This is a genomic window from Thauera aromatica, from assembly GCF_023093595.1.
Lineage (GTDB): Bacteria > Pseudomonadota > Gammaproteobacteria > Burkholderiales > Rhodocyclaceae > Thauera > Thauera aromatica_A.
On record NZ_JALLIK010000104.1, the window covers coordinates 1 to 21,517 of the forward strand.

The window sequence follows — 21,517 nt, forward strand, 5'->3', positions numbered from 1 at the left end:
CCGAACGCTTCAATTTCGACTCACCCATCGGGTGACTTCCTTGATCAACGCCAAACCCTTAGCCTGCCAGTATTACGGGCAAACTGCACCTCACCAACTGAGGTTTCTAGGGTTATTTCTTCTCTGTCGGTTTGGGCGCATGGCGTGCGGCGATCTCGGCGCGGATGCGCTCGATCTCCAGCGCCCGGGCCCGGGGCGTGCCCCACGGCGCGGGGGCGGCGGGGTGTTGCGAGGCCGCGGCGGGAGCCTGGTGTTCGGCCTCGCGCCGGCGCATGGCCTCCTGTTGGGCGTGCAGCGCCTCGCGGGCTTGAAGGATACGTCCCGCCTTGAGCAGGGGCAGCTCCGCCACGGCGACCCCGGCGGCCTGGGCCAGCGCCTGGAGCGGGCGGTAGGCGTCCATGCGGACGAAGTCGCCGATCAAGGGCAGGTTGAGTGCGCCGAAGATCGGCTGCCAGGCTTCGCCGTCCTCTTCGCGCGTGTCGCGACGCACCCCCAGTTGTGGGTTGAACTGGTACCAGCCTTGGGCGATGCGCCGGAACAGCTTGCGGTTGTAGGCGTAGTCGCGCGCGACCTCGTTGCGCGACAGCACGCTGGACAGATGCGCGCGCTTGTTGCGCTCGGGACGCAGCACCGCGGCGGGCAGGTGCTGCCAGGCGTCGAGGATGTCGGCGGTCTCGAAGGCGGCCTTGTTGGGTTTGCGCAGCATCGTGGTGAAGCGACTGCGGAACAGCGTCCACAGGGTGTGGAACAGCAGGTATTCGGCATGATGGCGGTCGAGGCGCACCAGGCGCTCGCCGGTGTTGACGTCGAAAGTGGAGGGGGCGACGCGTTCATACACGGCAGCGAAGGGGCCGCGGGCGTAGGCCGGGTCGCGGAAGGCTTCGCGCAGCGCCCAGTGGAGCGCGTTCCAGCCGTAGTGGTCGGCGGCGGAGAGGCTCGCGCCGCGCTCGAGCAGCGCGTCGACGAGGGCCACGTTGCCGGCGGCGGCCGCCGCCATCAGCGGCGTCTGGTTCATCGGCAGGCGATGCTCGACCCCGTGCTGGTCGCACTGGCGCAGGATGTCCTTGAAGTTGCGCTGAAAATAGCCCACCCAGCTCTTGCGCCCGAGGGTGGTGAGCTGCTGCGCGTACTTGGCCGCGGCATCGAAGCGGGCGTCGTTGATCAGATGCAGAGCGAGCTCGGGCTCTTCAAAGCACACGGCGTACTCGTGGAGCTGCTGCTTGTGCTTGCCGCCGGGCGCCTTGTCGACGAAGGTCTTCTGCAGCAGTTCGCGCAGGCGCGCCTCGTCCATCACCGGCCAGGGCACCGGCGTCTGGCGCAGGATGTCGCGGCGGATGGCGTCGGCCTGCTCCTGCTTGCCCTGCAGCTCGAGCTTGCGCGCTTCCTTCTGCCAGTCTTCCAGCGACGACTTGACCGCATCGACCTTGGTCGCGGCGCCGCTGGCGAGCGCCAGCAGGCCGAACAGGGGGTGCGCGGTATCCGACTCGACGAGATAGAGGTTGCGGGTGGCGCGGGTCAGCGCCACGTAGAGGGCGTTCACGAAGAACTTGTAGACCTCCAGCGACTTGTCGTCCTTGTCGCGGGCGCGGCGGTACTCGAGGGTGTCGGCGGCCAGGTCGGCAAGGTCGACCCCGGCGGCGATGTCGTCGAACTCGCGGCGGTTGTCGGAGACGAAGCGGTAGAGGACGATGTTTTCGTACTCGAGGCCCTTGGCCTCGTGGATCGAGAACAGCAGCGGTGTGCCGAAGCGCGCGCGCGCGGCGGCCTTGTCCTCGTCGCGCATGACCAGCACGGCGAAGCGGGTGGATTGGCGGCTGCTGCGGTCGAGCTCGCGCAGCGCGGCGTCCTTGTCTGCCACCAGCGCGACTTCGCCGGTCTCGCCGCCGACCGCGTCCACCAAGAAGTTGCTCTCGCGGTCGATCGAGCCGAAGCGCCGGTGCTTGATCTTGAGCAGGGTGTTGGCCACCCGCGTCGCCTCGCGGCCGTTGCGGAAGTTGGCGGTGAGGACCGCAAGCTCCTGGCTGCGGGCGCGCTCGGCGTCGCGCCAGAACAGTGTCTTGACCTGGCTCCAGGAGAAGAAGTTGGGGTGGACGATCTGGTTCGAATCGCCGCACAGCAGGAAGTGGCCCGGCTTCTTGAGCGTGGCGAGCACCAGCGCGAGCTGGGCCGGGGTGAGGTCCTGGACCTCGTCGACGACGACGAAGTCGTAGCGCGGTGCGGCCAGCGTGCGGCTGGCGTGGGCGACGAGGTTGAGGTCGTAGAGGCCGGCCTCGCCGAGCCAGGCACGGTATTTTTCGAACAGGTCGTAGAGCTGCCCGCGCTCGCCGGCGGGAAAGATCGACTGGCGCACGCCCAGCGCGAGGTACTCGTCGCGCCCGAGCACGCCGGTGGCCGCCGCGGCGATGACGCCGCGGATCTCCTCGAACACCTGGTGGGCGTCGAGGCCGCGAAAGGCCTGCCGCATGCGTGCGAACCAGGCGGCGAAGTCGCGCCAGCGGGCCTCGCGCCCGCCCGGGACGTGGATCGATTCGACGAACTCGCGGTACGACAGGAACACCGCATCCTGCCCCGGATGCTCGAAGCCGTGGGCGTAGTAGAGGTCGCGCGCGCTCTGCGCGAGATAGGCCGAATGCGTGACGTAGAGCACTTCGCCCTCGGCGTGTTTGAGCTTTTCCAGCGTGAGCGCGGTCTTGCCGCTGCCCGCGCTGCCGACCACGACGAGCGGCGGCGGGCGTCGATAGACGGCTTCCTGGGCGTCGTCGAAGGACAGCGGCTTGTCGAGCAGATGGACGGTGCCGTGCCCGGGGTGCAGGTAGCGGATCGGCGGTGCCGTGCGCACGGCGGCAAGCTCGGCCTCGGCGAGCGCGTCCTCGCCCTCGTCGAGCTGGTCGAGGTCGATCGCGGCGCCACGCAGGAAGCGCGACTTGTCGTAGGCGTGGTGGGCGATCACCTCCAGCATCAGGGCGCAGACTTCATCGCCGTGGCGCAGCAGGGTGAACAGCAGGCGGTCGGCATCGTTCAGGCGCGCGCGGTAGTAGGCGCCGTGCGCGGAACCGTGTCGCAGCTTCTTCACCTGGGCGGCGCGGAAATCACCCCTGGCGATGGCGGCGCAGACCTTGTCGTAGGCGGTGCGGACGCGGCTGGTGTCGAGTCCGGTGTAGGTGAGAATTCTCATCGGTGTCGGAGGGGCGTGGGGAGGCGCAAGTATAGGCCGATACCCATACCGGTTCGACGGGCGGACCTTGGGCCGCCGTGCCCCTGATGGCGTCCATTAAATGGGGACAAGCTCACACCCATCCAATCCACATCATGTCAGGCTCGATGCGTTAAATCAGGATGTGGCCAAACGTTCGCCGATTGACAAGGTAAGGAATAATCCTTACTTTAGGGTATCACCATAGAGAAGAGGGGCCTGGTCATGTCCAGCATCCACGAACTCGCCACGCTTACGTCCAAGGGACAGATCACCCTGCCCAAGTCGATCCGGCAGGCGCTGGGGGTCGATACCGGCGGCAAGGTGGCATTCGAACTGCGCGGCGGCGAAGTCGTCGTCACGCGCGCCGAGAGCGCGCATGAAGACCCGGCAATCGGTGCGTTCCTTGGGCTGCTGGAAGCCGACATCCGCGCCGGAAGGCACCTGCAGTCCTTGCCGGACGATCTCGCCCGCGCCATGTTGGCCAATGCCGGCCATGCCGTGAACCTTGATGAAGAGATCGACGGCGAAGTGGCGCTCTGATGGAGCGCCACGGCTGGACGTTGTTGTTCCACGAAGGGGCTGTCGGGCAGCTGCGCAAACTGCACGCGGCGGCGCAGCGGGCGGAGCGGAATGACCCACAAGGGGGCGCCGGCAACGCCAACGTCAAGTTGTTCCGCGCGCTGAGCCAGTTGATCATCGATGCCGTGCCGAGCGATCCCGCGCGCGACGAGTTTCGTCAGGGCAACACCCTGGGCCCTGCGTACCGGCACTGGCGGCGCGCGAAGATCGGACGGCGGTTCCGTCTGTTCTTCCGCTATGACTCGAAGGCCAAGGTGATCGTCTACGCCTGGGTGAACGATGAGCAGACCCTGCGATCGGCGGGTAGCAAGTCCGACCCGTATGCGGTCTTCGAGAAGATGCTGGGGCGGGGCAATCCACCCGACGACTGGAACGCGTTGATCGCTGCCAGCGAGCAGGATTGGATGCAGAGGTAGCTCCTCTGCCTGGCGATGACCCGTCCGGGGCGCAGGCAACTTTGCGCCCGGGCAGAAGGGCGGGCCGGCGTTAAAGTGGCGCTTCCCCCTGACCAGGTTTGCTCATCGCAACACCGAATCCGGTGATCACACTCCGCTGCCGTTGCGGCTTCTTGCGAGGATGGCGGCAGCGCAGGCGACGCCCGAGCGCACCGCCGACTCCAGCGTTGCGGGGTAGTCCGAGTCGATGTAGTCGCCGGCCAGCCACAGCCCCGGCAGTGGAGTGCGGATGGCGGGGCGGACGATGCCCGGGTGGCAGGCGAGGGTGGCACGTTTTTCGACGATGACTTGCGACCATTCGGGCGCCGGCAGGCGGCGGCCGAGTAGGCGCTCGAGCTGGGCGTGGACGGCGAGGATCAATTCGTCGCGCGCCAGCGCCTCGTGTGCGCCGTGGGCGCTGATGACACAGGCGATGAGTCCTTCGGGGCCGCCGAGCTGGCCGCGGTCGAACGCCCATTGCGCCGGTTCGGCTGCGGTGCCGCCGACCAGACCGATCATCGGTTCGGGCAGGCGCTGCCCCTTGCCCAGGGCGAGATAGACGGAGACGATCGGTTCGTGGGGGAGGGCGTCGATCCGTGCTGCGAGTCGGTCGCAGGCGCCGGTGGAGGCGAGCAGGGCACCGGCGTGGTAGGGCGCGGTGGCGAGCACGACCTGGGACCAGGGCTGGCCGCCGGGGTCGCCTTCGAGGCGGAATCCGCCTTCGGCCGGCTGGATCGCCTCGATCGCGTTGCCGGTGCGCAGCCGGCCGCGCCGGGTAGCGAGGTAACGGGCCGCCGGCACCGGAAACAACTCGGACAGATCAGTGCGCGGAATCAGCAGCTCGCTTGCCGCTGCGCCGGCGGCGAGGCTGTCGCGCAGCACGTTGGCGAAGACCTGGGCATCGGCTTCGGCGACCGGGGTGTTCAGCGCCGCCACGCACAAGGGCTCCCACACCAGCGCATCGAGCAGCGGCGTCTGCCGGGTTTCGCGCAGCAGGCCGGCGACGGTCATGCCCGGCGGCACGCGGAAGGCGTGGCGCTTGAGCCAGTGCATCAGGCGCAGCATCGCCAGCCGGTCGGTCCAGCTCAGCCCCTGTGCGCGCAGTAGGCCGACCGCCAGGTGCAGCGGCGCGGGCAGCGCCGCCGCTTGCAGGCGCAGGCGGCCGGGTACGTGCAGGGTCAGCGGCAGATGGGCGAGCTGCTTCGGCGACACCCCGCACAGGCGCAGCAGGCGGGTGAGTTCGGAGTAGGCGCCGAGCAGGATGTGCTGGCCGTTGTCGACCCGCCAGTGGTGGTCCTTGTGCACTACGCGCGCGCGCCCGCCGAGCGTGTGCGAGCGCTCGAACACGGTCACCCGCACGCCGGCGCGCGCCAGTTCCACGGCGCACGCCAGCCCGGCGTAGCCGGCACCGATGACGGCGACCGCGGGCGCGCTCAACGGTCCCCCTTCGCGCGCGGGCGATTGGGCACCGGATGCAGCTGCGGATGTTGCGGGCTGGTGTCGGAGGCGGTGAGCGGGGGCATCGGCCTCAGCCCTTGAACCAGGTGGTGCCGGCCAGCCACACCTTGCGCAGCGGCGTCAGCGAAGTGCGGCGATCGAGCACCTGGAAGCCGTCGGCGGCGATCTCGCGCAGCAGGGTGCGGTAGATCGCCGCCATCACCAGCCCGGGGCGCTGGGCCTTGCGGTCGATTTTGGGCAGCTGGGCGAAGGCCTGATCGTAGAAATGCTCGGCGCGCCCGGCCTGGAATGCCATCAGCTCGCGGAAGGCGTCCGAGTGGCGGGCCTCGAGGAGATCCTTCGCCGGCACACCGAAGCGCTGCAGATCCTCGACCGGCAGGTAGATGCGGCCGCGGCGGGCGTCCTCGCCGACGTCGCGGATGATGTTGGTGAGCTGGAAGGCGATGCCGAGATCGTGGGCGTACTTGAGCGTCCGGCGGTCCTGGTAGCCGAAGATTTCCGCCGCGAGCAGGCCGACCACGCTCGCCACCCGGTAGCAGTAGAGCTGCAGGGCCTTGAAGTCGGCATAGCGCGTCTGCGCCAGGTCCATCGCCATGCCGTCGATGATCTCGAGCAGCTGCTCGCGCGGCAGCCGGAAGCGGCCGAGCACATCCTGCAGCGCCTGGCCGACCGGATGGGTGGGGGTGCCGGCGTAGATGCGGTCGACTTCCTGCCGCCACCACTCGAGCGTGCTCTGCGCCAGTGCGGGGTCGTGGCATTCGTCGACGACGTCGTCGACCTCGCGGCAGAAGGCGTACAGGGCGGTGATCGCCCGGCGCCGTTCGGCGGGCAGGAACATGAAGCTGTAGTAGAAGCTGGAGCCGCTCTGGGCGGCCTTGTCCTGGCAGTAGTCGTGCGGGTTCATGTGAGTCGTCCGTAATGGAGGGCACGCCAGGCCAGCCGCGGCCAGTCGCCGGCCCCCAGCTTCGGGCGCCGCCGGAAAACATCGTAATCGACCGCCTCGATGCGTTCGAGAATGCGCAGCCCGCCCACCACCACCAGGCGCAGCTCCCAGCCGATGCGCCCGGGCAGTCCGCACGCGAGCGCGGCGCTGTCGAGCATCATCGTGCGTGCGCGGTGCACTTCGAAGGCCATCAGCGCCCGCCAGCCGGTGGTGCCCGGCGCGTGCACGCCGGCGTGCGGCGAGCGGCGGGCGTCCTCGGCCAGCGCGGCGAGCGCTGCTTCGTCGACCCCGAAGCGCGCCATGTCGTCCTGCGGCAGGTAGATCCGCCCCTTGGCGAGATCGAGGGCGACATCCTGCCAGAAGTTGATCAGCTGCAGGGCGGTGCAGACCGCATCGGCGCGGCGCAGCTTGTCGGGTGTGGCCGCGCCGTACAGGCACAGCATCAGGCGGCCGACCGGGTTGGCGGAACGCCGGCAGTAATCGAGCAGCTCGTCGAAGTCGCGGTAGCGGGTTTTGCCGACATCCTGGGCAAAGGCGTCGAGAAGGTGGCGAAAGGGCTGCAGCGGCAGCTTGTGGGTACGGATCGCGTGCCCGAGGCGCTCGAACATCGGCGCCAGCGCGGCGTCCTTTACCGCGATGCCGTGAGCGCAGGCTTCGAGCGCGAGGCGGTAGTCCTGCAGGCGGGCAAGGCGGGCGACGCCGGGGGCATCGCCTTCGTCGGCGATGTCGTCGGCGCTGCGCGCGAAGGCGTAGATCGCCTCCACCGGCTCGCGTAAGCGCGCCGGCAGCAGAAAGGAAGCGACGGGAAAGTTTTCGTAGTGCTCGACCGGCATCGAAGGGAGCAAGAGAGGGGGCGTTCATCGCAGGCCGATGCAGGCCTGCGGGAAGGGTAAGGAGGTCGCGGAGTATACCCTTCAGCTCCTTTGTTGCGGATTCGGCCGCTTTCGTCCGCGAGGCACCGGTACAGACCGTTCCTGGCCCGGAGTTCGATCAACCGCATGCCAGCCCTGCCGGCAGCAGGGGGGCACCATTTGAACCGCATGAATGACACAATGCGTGCTTCACCGTCTGGACCGCCGGGGATGCCATGCTGCAACTGATCGAACTCGCCAGAACGCTCCCCGGCCCGCCACCGCGGGTGTTGTTCGAGCACCTGTCGCTGGCGGTCGCCGACGGCGAATGCGTGGCGATCGTCGGCGAGTCGGGCTCGGGCAAGTCCACGCTGCTCAACTGCATCGCCGGCCTGGAGCCGGTCGATGGCGGCGAGATCCGGCTCGATGGGCAGCGCATCGACCGCCTCGACGACGATGCGATGACCCGCCTGCGCCGCAGCCACTACGGCTTCGTGTTCCAGGCCTTCCACATCCTGCCGCACCTGAACCTGATGCAGAACGTCGCCCTGCCGCTGTGGCTGCTGCAGGCGCCGGACGCCCAGGCCGAGGCGCAGGCGTGCGCGATACTTGCGCGCGTCGGCCTGGGCGCGCGCGCGGGCGACGCGCCGCAGCAGCTGTCGGGGGGCGAGCTGCAGCGGGTGGCGATCGCCCGCGCCCTCGTACACCGGCCGAAGCTGGTGCTGGCCGACGAACCCACCGGCAACCTCGACCCCGGGCGGGCGGCCGAGGTGCTCGACCTGCTCCTCGGCCAGATCCGCGACAGCGGCGCCGCCGGCGTGCTGGTGACGCACTCGCGCCTGGCCGCCGCCCGTGCCGACCGGGTGCTGGAACTGGGGCCGAACGGCTTGCGTGCCCTCGACGCCGTGCAGCCGGCATGATCTCCAGCGCCGGCTTGCGCCATGTTTTTCTTGCCAGCCTGCTGCGCCGGCGGCTGGCGACGGCACTGTCGCTGTTCGCGATCGCACTCGGGGTGGCCCTGGGGCTGGCGGTGCAGCTGATTCACGGCGCCGCGCTCGACGAGTTCGGGCGCGGCGTGCGCCTGCTCGCGGGCGCGGCCGACCTGCAGCTGGTCGGGCCGCGCGAGGGCTTCGATGAAGCGATCTACCCGGTGCTGGCGCTGCGCCCCGAAATCGCAGCCGCCAGCCCGGCGCTGGAAATCGAGGCTCGGCTGCCGGGGCGCAGCGACAGCCTGCGCATTCTCGGCATCGACCTGTTCCGCCTCGCCCGGGTGCAGCCCGTACTGCTGCCGCTTGCCAGCGAAACCGGGAACCGCCTCGCCGCGCTGCAGCCCGATGCGCTGTTCATCACCGACGAGGCGCGGACACAGCTGTCGCAGGCGCTGCGGGCCGCGGACGGCACGCTCCAGCCGCCTGCGATCGACGGCGCGACCCTGCTCGCGCAATCCGGACTCGATCCGCTGCGGCTGCGCCTGGCCGGTTCGCTGCCGGGCGCAAGCGGGGTGCTCGGCGTCATGGACCTTGCCGGCGCACAGCAGCATTTCAAGCGCATCGGCGTGCTGAGCCGCATCGATCTGAAGCTGGCCGACGGGGTCACGCCGCAAGCGGCCACTGCCGCGCTGGCGCCGCTGCTGCCGCCCGGGCTTGCATTGCGCCGGCCGGAAGCGGCGGCCGGCGAGGCCGGCACGCTGACCCGTGCCTACCGGGTCAACCTGACCATGCTGGCGGCGATCGCGCTGCTGACCGGCGGCTTTCTGGTGTTTTCCACCCAGCTGCTGTCGGTGGCCCGGCGCCGGCGCGAATTCGCCCTGCTGCGTGCCCTCGGCCTGGTGCGGCGCCAGCTCGTGCTCGGGCTGCTCGCCGAAGGGGCCGCGGTCGGGCTGATCGGCGGGGGGGCCGGCGTCGTCGTCGGCCATGCCCTGGCCGCACTCGCCTTCCGCCTGGTCGGCGCAGACCTCGGGGCGGGTTTCTTCAGCGGGCTGACGCCGGCGCTGCGCTTCGATCCGGCGCTGAGCATGAGCTATCTGCTGCTGGGCGTGCTTGCCGGCATGGCCGGAACCTGGCTGCCGGCGCGTGAAGCGGCACGGGTGCCGCCCGCCCACGCCCTGCGCGCGGGCGAGGGCGAACGTGCCGGGCTGATGCCGGCGCGGGTGCGCGCACGCAGTGCCGCAGCGCTGCTGGCGCTGGCTGCGCTGGCCTGCCTGCCGCCGCCGATCGGCGGTGTCCCCTTGGGCGGCTATGCCGCGGTGGCGCTGGTGCTGGTCGCCGCAATCATGGCCTTGCCGGCCCTGACCCGTGCAGCGTTGCCGCTGCTGCGCCGGGGGCAGGGCGTAATGTGGCGGCTTGCGCATGCCCGCCTCGGCACCATGCCCGGCCAGGCCGTGGTGGCGGGCGCCGGGGTGGTGGCCAGCGTCGCCCTGGCGGTGTCGATGGCGATCATGGTCAGCTCCTTCCGGGTGTCGGTGGACGAGTGGTTGACCCAGGTGCTGCCCGCCGACCTCTACCTGCGCGCCTCTTCCACGGGCAACAGCGGCTATCTGGATCCCCAGGCGCTGGCCCGGATCGCAGCGATTCCGGGCGTCGCCCGCGTCGACACCACCCGCCTGGTCAATCTGCGGCTGTCCGCGGACGAGCCGCTGTTCAGCGTGCTTGCCCGCCCGGTAGGCGGCAATTGGGGGCTGCCGCTGGTTGCCGGCACGCTCGATGCGCCGGCCGGCGGGCCGCCGCCAGTGTGGGTTTCGGAAGCGGCAGCCGATCGCCATGGCCTGCAACCGGGCGACGCCTTCGAACTGCCCCTGGGCGGCCGCCTGCAGCGTTTCGTGGTCGCCGGCATCTGGCGCGACTATGCCCGCCAGCACGGTGCGGCGCTGATCGACCCTCGTGACTACATCGCCCTGACCGGCGATACCCGGGTCAACGATGCCGCCCTCCGCGTCCACCCCGGCACCGATCCGCAGGCGGTCGCCGGCACATTGCGCGCCCTGTTCGGCAGCGCGTACTTCACGATTGCGCTGCCGGGTGAAATCCGCGCGCTCAGCCTGCGGATCTTCAACCGTACCTTCCTGATCACCTATCTGATGGAGGCAGTGGCGGTGCTGATCGGCCTGTTCGGCATCGCCACCACCTTCGCCGCGCTTGCCACCACCCGCCAGGGCGAGTTCGGCATGCTGCGCCACCTCGGCCTGACGCGAACCGAGATCGGCCGTCTGATCGCCGCCGAGGGCGCACTCACCGCCGCGCTGGGCGTGCTCGCCGGCCTCATCGCCGGCGGCGCGATCGCCTGGGTGTTGATCGAGGTCATCAACCGCCAGAGCTTTCACTGGAGCATGGAGCTGGCCGTGCCCTGGGCTGCGCTGGCCGTGTTCGCGGTGAGTCTGATCAGGCTTGCGGCGCTTGTCGCCCGCCTTGCCGGGGGCCATGCGATGCGGCTTTCGGCCGTGCTGGCGGTGAAGGCGGACTGGTGAGGGAGCGGCGAACGTGACGAAGCGGTTGTCGCGCAATCCGTCCGGAGCACCGAGGGGATTGCTCCGGGCCGTGCTCCGGATCGTGCTGTGGCTGGCGGCAGCCGGTGCGGTGCATGCCGAAGCGACGCCGGAGACGGCCTATCCGCCCGTCGTCCGCGGCCATGCGCTGTCCTTTCCCCGCGACTTCGGCGCCCATCCCGACTACCGCACCGAATGGTGGTACATCACTGGCTGGCTGCGCGATGCCGCCGGGACCGAGCGCGGCTTTCAGCTCACGTTCTTCCGCGTGCGCACCCGCATCGGCGAGGACAACCCCAGCCGCTTCGCTCCGCGCCAGCTGATCCTCGCCCACGCCGCCGTCGCCGATCCGGCGAGCGGCCGCCTGCGCCATGCCGAACGGGCGGCGCGCGTCTATTCCGGACTGGTCGACGCGCGGGAAGGGCACACCGGGGTGCAGCTCGACGATTGGTTCTTACACGCCGTCGGTACAGGGCAGGGGGGGGATGCAGCCGATGGGCGGGAAAGCGGCGCCGTCGATCGCCGCGATGCTGCGGATGCGCCGCCCCCCGGCCAGCAGGCAGGGCCGGGCCGGCCGACCGTCTATCGCAGCCGGATCACCGCCGAGGACTTCGCCTTCGAGCTCGAATTCACCACCGCGCAGGCGCCGGTGGAAAACGGCGAGCGCGGCTTCAGCCAGAAGGCGCCCGATCCGCGCAACGCCAGCTACTACTACAGCCGGCCGCAGCTCGCGGTCCGCGGCAGCCTGCGCCTGGACGGGGCCGCGTTCGCGGTGAGCGGCCATGCCTGGCTCGACCACGAGTGGTCGAGCGAGATCCTGCCTGCCAGCGCGCGCGGCTGGGACTGGATCGGGATCAATCTGCACGATGGCGGTTCGCTGATGGCGTTCCAGATGCGTGACCATGCCGGCGGCGCGCTGTGGCACGCCGGCACCCGGACCGGCGCCGAGGGTGAGCGGCGCACGTTCGCCCCCGGCGCACTGCGCTTCACGCCGCTGCGGCACTGGCGCTCGCCCCGCACCGGAACCGAGTATCCGGTCGAGTGGGCGCTCGAGCTGGACGACGGCCGCCGCCTGCTGCTGCGCCCGCTGATGGACGACCAGGAACTCGACAGCCGGGCGTCGACCGGGGCGATCTACTGGGAAGGCGCGGTGCGCCTGTACCAGGCCGAGGCGCAGGGCAGGGAGGTGGAGATCGGTGAAGGCTACCTGGAGATGACCGGCTACGCCGAGCGCCTGGGGATGTAGCGCCGGCCCCCGCTGCCGCTCGCGCCGCGCCGCTTTTCTCGCCCTGCGTTCATGACGCTGCGCATTCGCGGTGCGATAATCCGGCCCTTTCCCATCAGGGCAGGAGCAAGATCGTGATCCTCGTGACCGGCGGCGCCGGCTTCATCGGTGCAAATTTCGTGCTCGACTGGCTCGCCGGCGGCGGCGAGCCGGTGCTCAACCTCGACGCCCTGACCTATGCCGGCAACCTCGAGACCCTGGCGAGCGTGGACGGCAATCCGGCGCATCGCTTCGTCCACGGCGACATCTGTGACCGCGCGCTGCTCGAACGCCTGCTCGCCGCGCACCGTCCGCGCGCGATCGTGCACTTCGCCGCCGAAAGCCACGTCGACCGCTCGATCCACGGCCCGGGCGCTTTCGTCCGCACCAACGTCGAAGGCACGTTCACCCTCCTCGAAGCCGCCCGCGCCTACTGGTCGGCCTTGCCCCAAGGCGAGCGCGAAGCCTTCCGTTTCCTGCACGTCAGCACCGACGAAGTGTACGGCTCGCTCGGCCCCGACGACCCGGCGTTTACCGAGACCAAGACCTACGAGCCCAACAGCCCGTATTCGGCGAGCAAGGCCGCGAGCGACCACCTCGTGCGCGCCTGGCACCACACCTACGGCCTGCCGGTGCTGACCACCAACTGCTCGAACAACTACGGCCCCTTCCAGTTTCCGGAAAAGCTGATCCCGCTGATGATCGTCAATGCTCTCGCCGGCAAGCCGCTGCCGGTCTACGGCGACGGCCTCAACGTGCGCGACTGGCTGTACGTCGGCGACCACTGCAGTGCGATCCGCACGGTACTTGCGCACGGCCGGGTGGGTGAGACCTACAACATCGGCGGCTGGAACGAGATCACCAACCTCGACATCGTCCACAGCCTGTGCGCGCTGCTCGACGAGCTGCGCCCGGATGCCGCCGGCAGCCATGCGCGCCTGATCACCCATGTCACCGACCGCCCCGGACACGACCGCCGCTACGCCATCGACGCGCGCAAGATCGAACACGAGCTGGGCTGGAAACCGGCGCAGACTTTCGCCACCGGCATCCGCAAGACCGTGCAGTGGTATCTGGACAACCCGCGCTGGGTGGCCAACGTGCAAAGCGGCGCCTACCGCGACTGGGTGGCGCGCAACTACGCGGCGCGCGAGGCCGGACGATGAGGATCCTGCTGCTGGGGAAGAACGGCCAGCTCGGCTGGGAACTGCAGCGCGCGCTGGCACCGCTCGGTGAGCTGATCGCGCTCGATCGCCGCGGGGCCGTGGAGGAGGGGATGAGGCCGGGTGAGGGCGCTCGGCTGTGCGGCGATCTCACCGATCTCGACGGGCTCGCCACCACCGTGGACCGCTTCGCGCCCGATGTCATCGTCAACGCTGCGGCCTACACCGCGGTCGACAAGGCCGAAGCCGAACCGGCGCTCGCATACACGATCAACGCCGCCGCGGTCGACGTGCTCGCCCGGGCGGCGGCGCGCAACGATGCGCTGCTGGTCCATTACTCGACCGACTACGTGTTCGACGGCAGCGGCGAGCACCCCTGGCAGGAAGAGTCGCCCACCGCCCCGCTGTCGGTCTATGGCCGGACCAAGCTCGAGGGCGAGGAGGCGGTCCGCGCCAACGGCTGCCGCCACCTGATCTTCCGCACTTCCTGGGTCCATGCTGCGCGCGGCGGCAACTTCGCCCGCACCATGCTGCGCCTGGCCGCCGAGCGCGAACGCCTGACCGTGATCGCCGACCAGATCGGCGCCCCCACCGGCGCCGAACTGATCGCCGACGTCAGCGCGCATGCGATCCGCGCCACGCTGCGCGACCCCGCGCTCACCGGCACCTACCACCTCGCCGCCGGCGGCGAGACCAGCTGGCACGGCTACGCCGGCTTCGTCATCGAGCAGGCACGCCGTCTCGGCGCCGTGCTGAAAGTGGAAGAAATCGCACCGATCGCCAGCGCCGATTACCCGGTCGCCGCCGTCCGCCCGCTCAATTCACGGCTCGACACCCGGCATCTGCGCGCGGCGTTCGGCCTGCACCTGCCGGACTGGCGGCAAGGGGTGGAAAGAATGCTGCGCGAAATGCTGGGCTGACCGGCACGGAGATCGGAGCTGCCTGCCGGAGAATGTTCCTGTGAAGTCCAGGAGCTGCGGCAGGGAACACCCAGGGTGTGGTGCGGGGAAAGAGACTCGAACTCTCACGCCTTGCGGCGCTGGAACCTAAATCCAGTGCGTCTACCAATTCCGCCATCCCCGCGTAGCTGGCCGATGCAAAAGCGGAGCGCATTATACACAGCACCTGCGTTCCGGTTGTCGGCAGCTCGCAGTGCCGCCACGAGGGCGCGGCAGATGGGTCAGGTAAAGCGTGATAATGTGCATCGGGTTGCGTCTGCTCGACGTAAGCGGTTGATGCCATTACGGTATTTTTCTCGCCGGTCCAGAAGATAAGGACAATGGCAAGTGCAATGCATGCCGCTGTCTTAAGAAGCTGCTCGATGATCGAGTGATCATCCGTTCCCCGCAGGCGTTCTAGGCGGATCAGCGCTGCGGTTGGCAGCTCTCTCCGCCCCTTCATGACGTGAGTCATGTTCTGTTCTTGAATTCCAAGCTCTTGCGCTAGCTGGCGTTGGGTCCAGCCTCTTACGCGCATCACCTCGGCGCACTTCTCTTTTGTGTCCATGGGGCACCTCCTGCCCTGAATCTTACTTCGTCTTGTCCTCTTGACAAGTACTAGTCGCTTCGATTAGTTTCGCTCCGACTAGTCGCCATGACTAGGTTTATCAAGGTGCTTGTCGTGATCTCACCAAAGCAAGACTGCTGCGATCCATACGCAGGTGATGACACTGAACGTGATTTGGCCGTTCAGCCTTGCTTCGTCTCTGGGCACTTTCCGTCTTCGCTGGGCGATGTACAGCAGGGACGTGATAGCAGCCGCCACGACGAATCCGACGGAGATTTGCTGAAGCGCTCCGATCACCGTTTCGAGTTCCTTCATAGCGATTTCTTCCGCTTATGGCCTGAGCGGTTTCCGTTCGTGCACATGTTCATGGACGCGGTTTTCCCTTGGCTGTGCTGGTTTGTAGGTTTTTGCACCGGCGTGGCTTGGGTGGTTGGGCAGGCGCTCTGAAGCGCCTGATTTTACGTTTCCAAGTAAGGGGTTTGTCATGCGAGTAAATGCGATCGGTGTTCAGCGTCTGAAGGGGGTGAGCAAAACGGGTAGCCCCTTCGACTTCGCCCGGGTGATGTTCCTGCGGCCCGTCGAGGTGACGAGCGGCGAGAAGTTCACGAGTCAGGGTTTCGGCTTCACACAGGGGGAAATCGACCTCTCGATTGACGCCCTGCACAAGTTCAACGATGTGAAGTTCCCGGCCATGCTCGATCTGGCCTTGGAGCAAGTGCCCGACCGCCGCGGCGTCAAGTCGGTGTGCGTCGGGTTCGCTCCGCAGGTTCGGGCAGCGCAGGCCGCGTGATGTACGGCCACCCGGAGGCGGTACCGGAACAGGCAAGGGCGCTGGCCCCTGCCTTTTTCGTGTCTGTCACGGTTATCCCGCACTGGTGCGTCGATGTGCCTGAGGGTCAGTTTGACTTGATGTGCCCGGCGTGTTCGCGGGTCGTGGCGGTGCCGGGTCGGGGTGGTTTTCCGAGTTGCAGTGCTAGTACCACTGCAACTAATTCTCCTAGATGAGAAAAAAGCGATGAATTTTGACTTCCTCGCTCCCTGCTGCGACTGGCTCACGATCCGCCATGACTACCCGGTCGAGCGCCCCGCCGAGCCCCGCAACGGGGGCAAGGTGCTCAAGGTTTCCGCTGACGGCGAGCTCGAATGGGAGTCGGCTTCGTGGGAGTCGATCCGCTGCCCGTCGTCGGATACCTCGATCCGGGTGAAGTGCGACGGGAAGCGCCTGTATGCCTCGGCCAACATCGGTCGTTTCCAGCGCGGCGACAACATGCAGGGCTTCACCGTCATGGAGTGCATCGAGCGCTGGGCGAAGGTGCTGTCTGACCTGGGCTTCGACCTGCACGGCTTCGGTACTCGCTGGCGTGAAGGCACGGTCGCGGAGTGGGGCACGCACATTACCCGCGTTGACCTCGCCGGGAATCACTGGACTTCGAACTATGGATCTCTGGCACAGGGGCTCATGGTTCGGCGTCTCGGTCAGAAGCTTCCCCAGTTGGGTAAGTACGGCCCGACCTGGGGCTATGACGCGAAGCGCTCCAACTGGGTGAAAGCGAAGCTCTACGACAAGGACGCCGAGCAGCAGGGCAAGCGGCGCAGCGGAGGAGGGGCCACAACGGCCCGTTTCGAGGTGCAACTAGGTTCCGAATTTCTCAAGCGCGAAGGCTTGGACAAGGTGAAGGGATGGTCAGGAGGTGAGGACATGGGAAAGGTGATTTACGTCAAGTTCGCCGAGCAGGTGTTCCGCGAACAGTTGAGCGTGCAGCGCTGGGACGAGCTCCCGGCCCGTCTGCAGCATTGGGCCACGTGCTGGCGCGAAGGGCGGGACATTCGTTCCGACTTGTCGACTTCGCAGTACTACAAGGTTCGAAAACAGCTTCTCGAGTACGGCATCGACGTTGGCACGCCGTGCAACGTCTTGGCGCTGACGCGGCACGTTCAGGTGGTGGAAGTTTCCCCGCTGCCCAATTTGATCGTGCCAGCCGAGGCCGCCTGATGTTGTGCGTTGAAATCGGCGTCGACGGTGCCGTCTATGCCGTAACCCCGCAACCCGCCGACGTTTCCGCCTGCGGGATGGTCATTGTCAGCGCCGACAGCGTGATCAATACGCCGTGGGCACTGACTCCAGAGCAAGGGTCCCAAATCGGTGCAGCGATTCTGCTGGTTTGGGCTGTTGCGTTCTCGTTCCGCATGATCGTGCGGGCGCTCTCAACTGTCGATTCTGAGGAGAAAACGACATGAAAAAGCTTCAATCCCTCGGTACTGGCCTCGGTCTGGCTTTCCTGTCCTCGGCCTCCTTCGCTGCTGCACCGGATGTCAGCGCCGTTGTTACTGAAATCGGGGGCGCGGCTGCTCCGGTTGCTTCGATCGGTGCGGCTGTGCTGTTGGTGATGGTCGGCATCAAGGTCTTCAAGTGGATTCGTAGCGTTCTGTGATCGAGTTCAACGATTGACTGCCGGGGGCGGGCTTCGGCTCGCCCTTTTTATGTGACTGTCACCCTAAGGGGAAAATCATGGGCGTGTGGGTGCTGGTAGCTATCCTGGGGGCGGCATGGCTGATCTTCAACGATTGATCCGCTCGGCGCTGTGGTTTGCGGTCGGGGTGCTGATTGCGGCGGTGCCGATGCTGGCCAGTGCGGAGGGTGTTACTTTAGTTGGCCCTATTACTTCGCAAGGGAACTTTAACAGCACTTGCAATGCACAATTAAAGTCCATACATGAACCATTCATAGGCTATTGGGCTCCTACAATGACGGAGTTGTTAGCTTTATTGAGCGGTTCTGTGTCTGCTTTTACATGTGGTGGAGCTACTTATCCCGTAACTAAGGTAATGCAAAGTACCACAAATATTAGATTCAGTTATGCGACTTCTAATAATGCGTTTAGCTCATATGTCGATGTTGTTTATTCTTTAACTGAAGTTTGCGATTTAGAAAATGGTTATACAAGAAACGTTATAACCGGACAATGTGAGGAACCTCCTCCGCCCCCTGAATGCGGGCCGAATTCTTACTTCAACAATAATTTGTGCTACTGCAATCGAGGTTATGAAACGCCGACAGGCGGTGCCTCGTATGTTCCCGGCGATGGCGGATCATGCGTGAGCTATTGCGATCAGACTATCGGCAAGATTTCCATTTTCACGACTACGAACACGACAAGCGGCGTTTGCATGATGGGCTGCTGGTATAACCGCGAATCTGTCGTCGGCGGTTCTAACTGCAGCCTTTCTCTTGACATTTCCGCCGATGCAAACAGCCCAGCTACTTACCGTTGTTCGATGGCGGGGACCGGTCAGCACTGCGACAACTACGGCCAGGGCGAAGGCTTCGAACCGCCCGCACCCGAACCCGAACCGCCACCACCCGAACCCGAGCCCGATCCGGAACCCTGCAAAACGGGTTTTCAGACTGTCTCCGTCAACGGGATCAGCTCATGCGTCAAGTCACCGCCGCCGATTGATAACGTGGATCAGGCGCAGCAGACGACAACGAACCCGGACGGCACGACGACGACGACGAATAAAACGACGACGACGAAAGTGAACGATGATGGGACGGTCACGAAAACAACCAACACCGAAACGACGACGAAGGATCAGGCTGGGAACACAATTTCGTCCGGGACCAGCTCTCAGTCTGTCGAACAGGGTCTTGAGGGCTTCTGCGAGGACAATCCTACGAGTTCCATTTGTGGCGAACAGCCCGGTCTTTTCGATGGTGATTGTCAGGGTGAAATCAAGTGCGAAGGCGACGCCCTGCAGTGCGCGATAGCTGCGTCCACCTTCAAAACGCAATGCGCATTGTCTGTAACTGACGACGTTAAGGATGCTTTCCAGGACATGATCAATTACGACGGAACAGGTCCGGGAGAGGGGCTTGACCGTCTTGAAATCAACGTCAATGAACTTCAGGTTTCCATGTCGGGCGGCGGCGCTGGTCTTTCGGATCAGAGTTTTTCAGTCAGAGGGCAGACCATTGTGCTGCCGTTTAGTCAGCTCAATCCGATTCTTGAATTCTTGGGCTATGCAGTCATGGTTATTGCATGGCTGCAAGCGTACAAGATCATCCGGGAGGCGTTCTGATGCCAGCACTAGCAGCTGCAATTATCACGGCCCTCGGCTGGGCTATGAAGTTTTTTGTAGGCAAGGTCCTGCTTGCCTTGGGTTTGCAGATGGCGCTCGTCGTGGGTTTGGATTTAACGCTTGATGCAATCATCGATACCGTTTTTTCCAATCTCAATTCAATGGATAGCGTCGTGTATACGATTGTTCGAGCCACTCGTATTCCCGATGCAATCTCGGTGATCAGCGCGGCGACGATGACGCGCTATAGCCTTGTGATGGCAAAAACCATGTTTGTTTCTCGGGTGACGCCATGATTTACTTACATACCGGCCAGCCCGGAGCCGGGAAAACTCTGCTGACCCTGCACGCGGTGCGCGAGCGCGCAAAGACCGAAAACCGGCCCGTCTTTTATGCGGGAATCGAGATCCTCAAGCCGGAAGAATTCCCCGGCTGGCAAGTCCTTGAGGACCCGAAAAAATGGTTCGACTGCCCGGACGGGGCCATCATCGTGCACGACGAGTGCCAGACGCTTTACCGTCCACGCGGCAACGGGGCGCTAGTACCTGAATACGTCGCGCGATTCGAGACGCACCGGCACCAAGGGCTTGATATTTACCTGATCACCCAACACCCGATGTTGCTTGACTCCAACATCCGGCGTCTTGCGGGTGAGCATTCGCACATCGTGCGTGCCTTTGGTTCAGGCATGGCGACTGTGCATACATGGCAGCAGGTCAAGGAGCAATGCGACAAGTCGCGTACGAACTCGATACAAAAAACGGTGGCTTACCCGAAAGAGCTGTTCAATGCGTACAAGAGCGCTACCGTTCACACGCATCAGCGCAAGATTCCATTGCGCATGCTCTGGTTGTTGCTTGTCCCGTTGGGGCTCGGTGCTGTTTTCTGGTACATGTCGTATTGGTATTCCGGCAGAGGGGAAGCGAGCAAGGCCGAAGCCCCCGAGTCGGTCACTGGCAAGCTCCCGATCCATTCCGAGGCGACTAGATCGCGTCCAGGGGTCGAGCCGAAAACCCTTCAGGAATGGTTACGCGATCAGCAGCCGCGCATTGTCGGCCTGCCGCACACCGCTCCGGTCTATGACCAGGTTACGCAAGTCGTGACAGCGCCTTACCCTGCGGCCTGCATCGCCAGCGCTACCAAGTGCATCTGCTACAGCCAACAAGGTACGCGGCTCGATACGCCTGAAGCGCTTTGCCGTCAGATTGTCGGAACCGGCTACTTTGTCGCCTGGAACGCTCGGCCCGAACAGGGGCAGGGCACAGCGGGGGCGGCGCAGCCGACACCGCTACGCCCTGCATCCATGTCACGCCCAGGCTGAGGGGCGGTCGCTTTTACGAACGCCATCGGATCGCTAGCGCGCCAGTCGAGAGCCGCGTTCTTGTGACTGTCACGCATCCCGGTTTGCGTGACAACCCGAACAGAGCCCAGCACACCGCCTTTCTGCAGACCGACCGGGCCGTGCAGCAGGTACAGCCCGACCCGGTAGGGCCGACTTGAGCGGCGGCGGTGGCCCGCGTTTTTTGCGGGACGACGGCGGCGTGATTTAGTCGGGGCTGGTCCGGTCGCTTTTCCGGGCCAGCATCGGGCCCTCTGCGAAGCCGCACAGCGCCCGATCGGGCACGCGTCAAGGGTGTGGAGCCTCTCGGCGGGTATCATCGCCCTCCGGCCCGTTCAACGGGCCGGCGTGGGGCGTGTGAGTGCTCGAGGGGGTTCATGTTTCCAGAGTGGGCGGCGGAGCTGCGGCGGTTGTTTTGGTTCTACCGGATGGCGCGGCCGTGCAGCCGTCCGTGTCCGCGCACTTGGCGGCGGCGGATCACCGCCGAAAAAAAACGCCTGCGGGAAGCAGGCGTCGAGGTGTGGGAGCTGCACGCGGTGTGCGTTTTGCTACGCCGGCCGGAGCACAGCCCAGCGGCCAAGCGTGCCCGCAAGTACCTTGAGCGCTGCCGCTAGGGCGCGTCGAATGCGGCCCCAAAAACCGTGATAATGTGCATTATGTTAAGTTCGCGCCTTCGACGGTTGCTTCACTTGGCGCACGCTGCACTACCCGCCGCATTCGCTCGAAGGCGACTTCGCACCGTGGCCGCCTGAGCGCCCGGCACACCGCATGTAGCTGGAAAGGACAGACACCCGCCGCGATCAGGCGGGTTTTTTCTTTCTGGATGCGCCGCTGCCACGTGCGCACAGTCGGGCGCGATGCAGGCCGAGCAGCGCGCAACCGCCAGTAGAGATGCCGCAGGTTTTCAGACCAGTCCGGGAAGATCACGCTTCAAGAACAGAACGGCAGCTGTTTGGCAGCTATGACGTGATGCGCGCCGATCGGCAGTGCCGCGCTGCTGCGAGATCGGACGGTGCCATCTGAGTTTCACATGGTCTGCAAGTGGTCAGTGTGGAATGGCCCGTTCCTGCAGGACCTTCCGTCGACCGTCAGCGTCATAGCGTACCCATTCCTGGCGACCGTTCCGGCACCTCATATAGCGGTTGTCGAGGACGCCGCCCGACTCGCGCAAGCACTCTTCCTTGCCCCTGGGCTGGACGGTTTCCCACTCCGGCTGCAAGGTG

19 protein-coding genes, 1 tRNA gene and 1 pseudogene are annotated in these 21,517 nt (G+C 66.1%); 14 read left to right on the forward strand and 7 right to left on the reverse strand.

All coding sequences use genetic code 11. The annotated features are described in order from the left end of the window. Positions 1-112: 112 nt before the first annotated feature. Complete coding sequence (locus tag MXC99_RS10655) at positions 113-3,175, reverse strand: ankyrin repeat domain-containing protein (RefSeq protein WP_247725433.1); 3,063 nt, start codon at positions 3,173-3,175, stop codon at positions 113-115. Between the two features lie 243 nt (positions 3,176-3,418). Here MXC99_RS10655 and MXC99_RS10660 point away from each other — a divergent pair, with 243 nt between their 5' ends. Beyond that, positions 3,419-3,736, forward strand: coding sequence for a type II toxin-antitoxin system PrlF family antitoxin (locus tag MXC99_RS10660; protein ID WP_247725434.1), 318 nt, complete (start codon positions 3,419-3,421; stop codon positions 3,734-3,736). Then, a complete protein-coding gene (locus tag MXC99_RS10665) occupies positions 3,736-4,191 on the forward strand; it encodes a type II toxin-antitoxin system YhaV family toxin (protein WP_247725435.1) in 456 nt (151 codons plus the stop codon). Before MXC99_RS10660 ends, MXC99_RS10665 begins: the two co-directional genes overlap by 1 nt. A 126-nt stretch (positions 4,192-4,317) precedes the next feature. Here the strand turns inward: MXC99_RS10665 and hpnE are convergent, their stop codons facing one another. The 3 genes from hpnE to hpnC all read right to left on the reverse strand — a co-directional run bounded on the left by hpnE (position 4,318) and on the right by hpnC (position 7,443). Further along, complete coding sequence (gene hpnE, locus MXC99_RS10670; protein ID WP_247725436.1) at positions 4,318-5,646, reverse strand: hydroxysqualene dehydroxylase HpnE; 1,329 nt, start codon at positions 5,644-5,646, stop codon at positions 4,318-4,320. 91 nt (positions 5,647-5,737) lie between these two features. Beyond that, a complete protein-coding gene (gene hpnD, locus MXC99_RS10675; RefSeq protein WP_247725437.1) occupies positions 5,738-6,571 on the reverse strand; it encodes a presqualene diphosphate synthase HpnD in 834 nt (277 codons plus the stop codon). Next, positions 6,568-7,443 (reverse strand): squalene synthase HpnC, encoded by an 876-nt coding sequence (gene hpnC / locus MXC99_RS10680; RefSeq protein ID WP_247725545.1) that lies wholly within the window; start codon positions 7,441-7,443, stop codon positions 6,568-6,570. Before hpnC ends, hpnD begins: the two co-directional genes overlap by 4 nt. A 254-nt stretch (positions 7,444-7,697) precedes the next feature. Between hpnC and MXC99_RS10685 the strand changes: the two genes are divergently transcribed. From MXC99_RS10685 to rfbD, 5 genes are all read left to right on the forward strand, one after another. Continuing rightward, positions 7,698-8,381, forward strand: coding sequence for an ABC transporter ATP-binding protein (locus MXC99_RS10685; RefSeq protein WP_247725438.1), 684 nt, complete (start codon positions 7,698-7,700; stop codon positions 8,379-8,381). Further along, positions 8,378-10,924, forward strand: coding sequence for an FtsX-like permease family protein (locus MXC99_RS10690; protein ID WP_247725439.1), 2,547 nt, complete (start codon positions 8,378-8,380; stop codon positions 10,922-10,924). The genes MXC99_RS10685 and MXC99_RS10690 overlap by 4 nt, the downstream gene beginning before the upstream one ends. A gap of 58 nt (positions 10,925-10,982) precedes the next feature. Further along, positions 10,983-12,188, forward strand: coding sequence for a lipocalin-like domain-containing protein (locus MXC99_RS10695; RefSeq protein ID WP_432654247.1), 1,206 nt, complete (start codon positions 10,983-10,985; stop codon positions 12,186-12,188). Between the two features lie 113 nt (positions 12,189-12,301). Continuing rightward, positions 12,302-13,372, forward strand: a complete 1,071-nt coding sequence (gene rfbB / locus MXC99_RS10700; protein ID WP_247725440.1) for a dTDP-glucose 4,6-dehydratase — start codon at positions 12,302-12,304, stop codon at positions 13,370-13,372. After that, positions 13,369-14,289 carry a dTDP-4-dehydrorhamnose reductase gene (rfbD, locus tag MXC99_RS10705; RefSeq protein WP_247725441.1) on the forward strand — a complete coding sequence of 307 codons (921 nt, stop codon included), beginning with the start codon at positions 13,369-13,371 and terminating at the stop codon, positions 14,287-14,289. Before rfbB ends, rfbD begins: the two co-directional genes overlap by 4 nt. A 78-nt stretch (positions 14,290-14,367) precedes the next feature. Here the strand turns inward: rfbD and MXC99_RS10710 are convergent. From MXC99_RS10710 to MXC99_RS10715, 3 genes and pseudogenes are all read right to left on the reverse strand, one after another. Next, positions 14,368-14,452, reverse strand: a tRNA-Leu gene (locus tag MXC99_RS10710). Positions 14,453-14,710: 258 nt separating this feature from the next. Further along, positions 14,711-14,875, reverse strand: a pseudogene (locus MXC99_RS17060) (helix-turn-helix domain-containing protein); the annotation flags it as partial. A gap of 120 nt (positions 14,876-14,995) precedes the next feature. Next, positions 14,996-15,190 carry a hypothetical protein gene (locus MXC99_RS10715; RefSeq protein WP_247725442.1) on the reverse strand — a complete coding sequence of 65 codons (195 nt, stop codon included), beginning with the start codon at positions 15,188-15,190 and terminating at the stop codon, positions 14,996-14,998. Positions 15,191-15,359: 169 nt separating this feature from the next. Here MXC99_RS10715 and MXC99_RS10720 point away from each other — a divergent pair, with 169 nt between their 5' ends. From MXC99_RS10720 to MXC99_RS10750, 7 genes are all read left to right on the forward strand, one after another. Continuing rightward, positions 15,360-15,665, forward strand: a complete 306-nt coding sequence (locus MXC99_RS10720) for a hypothetical protein (RefSeq protein WP_247725443.1) — start codon at positions 15,360-15,362, stop codon at positions 15,663-15,665. A 225-nt stretch (positions 15,666-15,890) separates the two neighbouring features. After that, the gene (locus MXC99_RS10725) at positions 15,891-16,868 is read left to right on the forward strand and encodes a phage/plasmid replication domain-containing protein (protein ID WP_247725444.1); all 978 of its coding nucleotides are present in this window, start codon (positions 15,891-15,893) and stop codon (positions 16,866-16,868) included. Beyond that, complete coding sequence (locus MXC99_RS10730; protein WP_247725445.1) at positions 16,868-17,113, forward strand: hypothetical protein; 246 nt, start codon at positions 16,868-16,870, stop codon at positions 17,111-17,113. Before MXC99_RS10725 ends, MXC99_RS10730 begins: the two co-directional genes overlap by 1 nt. Beyond that, on the forward strand, positions 17,110-17,307 hold the full coding sequence (locus MXC99_RS10735) for a major capsid protein (RefSeq protein WP_247725446.1): 198 nt from the start codon (positions 17,110-17,112) through the stop codon (positions 17,305-17,307). The genes MXC99_RS10730 and MXC99_RS10735 overlap by 4 nt, the downstream gene beginning before the upstream one ends. A gap of 115 nt (positions 17,308-17,422) precedes the next feature. Further along, positions 17,423-18,955, forward strand: a complete 1,533-nt coding sequence (locus MXC99_RS10740) for a hypothetical protein (protein ID WP_247725447.1) — start codon at positions 17,423-17,425, stop codon at positions 18,953-18,955. After that, complete coding sequence (locus tag MXC99_RS10745) at positions 18,955-19,251, forward strand: DUF2523 family protein (RefSeq protein ID WP_247725448.1); 297 nt, start codon at positions 18,955-18,957, stop codon at positions 19,249-19,251. The genes MXC99_RS10740 and MXC99_RS10745 overlap by 1 nt, the downstream gene beginning before the upstream one ends. Next, positions 19,248-20,276 carry a zonular occludens toxin domain-containing protein gene (locus MXC99_RS10750; RefSeq protein ID WP_247725449.1) on the forward strand — a complete coding sequence of 343 codons (1,029 nt, stop codon included), beginning with the start codon at positions 19,248-19,250 and terminating at the stop codon, positions 20,274-20,276. Before MXC99_RS10745 ends, MXC99_RS10750 begins: the two co-directional genes overlap by 4 nt. The last annotated feature ends 1,241 nt before the right edge of the window (positions 20,277-21,517 follow it).

What these genes read in the sequence shown, in the direction of transcription:
- MXC99_RS10655 (WP_247725433.1), bottom strand. Translation starts at nt 3,175, where the DNA reads ATGAGAATTCTCACCTACACCGGACTCGACACCAGCCGCGTCCGCACC.
- MXC99_RS10660 (WP_247725434.1), top strand. Translation starts at nt 3,419, where the DNA reads ATGTCCAGCATCCACGAACTCGCCACGCTTACGTCCAAGGGACAGATC.
- MXC99_RS10665 (WP_247725435.1), top strand. Translation starts at nt 3,736, where the DNA reads ATGGAGCGCCACGGCTGGACGTTGTTGTTCCACGAAGGGGCTGTCGGG.
- hpnD (WP_247725437.1), bottom strand. Translation starts at nt 6,571, where the DNA reads ATGAACCCGCACGACTACTGCCAGGACAAGGCCGCCCAGAGCGGCTCC.
- hpnC (WP_247725545.1), bottom strand. Translation starts at nt 7,443, where the DNA reads ATGCCGGTCGAGCACTACGAAAACTTTCCCGTCGCTTCCTTTCTGCTG.
- MXC99_RS10685 (WP_247725438.1), top strand. Translation starts at nt 7,698, where the DNA reads ATGCTGCAACTGATCGAACTCGCCAGAACGCTCCCCGGCCCGCCACCG.
- MXC99_RS10690 (WP_247725439.1), top strand. Translation starts at nt 8,378, where the DNA reads ATGATCTCCAGCGCCGGCTTGCGCCATGTTTTTCTTGCCAGCCTGCTG.
- rfbD (WP_247725441.1), top strand. Translation starts at nt 13,369, where the DNA reads ATGAGGATCCTGCTGCTGGGGAAGAACGGCCAGCTCGGCTGGGAACTG.
- MXC99_RS10715 (WP_247725442.1), bottom strand. Translation starts at nt 15,190, where the DNA reads ATGAAGGAACTCGAAACGGTGATCGGAGCGCTTCAGCAAATCTCCGTC.
- MXC99_RS10720 (WP_247725443.1), top strand. Translation starts at nt 15,360, where the DNA reads ATGCGAGTAAATGCGATCGGTGTTCAGCGTCTGAAGGGGGTGAGCAAA.
- MXC99_RS10725 (WP_247725444.1), top strand. Translation starts at nt 15,891, where the DNA reads ATGAATTTTGACTTCCTCGCTCCCTGCTGCGACTGGCTCACGATCCGC.
- MXC99_RS10730 (WP_247725445.1), top strand. Translation starts at nt 16,868, where the DNA reads ATGTTGTGCGTTGAAATCGGCGTCGACGGTGCCGTCTATGCCGTAACC.
- MXC99_RS10735 (WP_247725446.1), top strand. Translation starts at nt 17,110, where the DNA reads ATGAAAAAGCTTCAATCCCTCGGTACTGGCCTCGGTCTGGCTTTCCTG.
- MXC99_RS10740 (WP_247725447.1), top strand. Translation starts at nt 17,423, where the DNA reads ATGGCTGATCTTCAACGATTGATCCGCTCGGCGCTGTGGTTTGCGGTC.
- MXC99_RS10745 (WP_247725448.1), top strand. Translation starts at nt 18,955, where the DNA reads ATGCCAGCACTAGCAGCTGCAATTATCACGGCCCTCGGCTGGGCTATG.
- MXC99_RS10750 (WP_247725449.1), top strand. Translation starts at nt 19,248, where the DNA reads ATGATTTACTTACATACCGGCCAGCCCGGAGCCGGGAAAACTCTGCTG.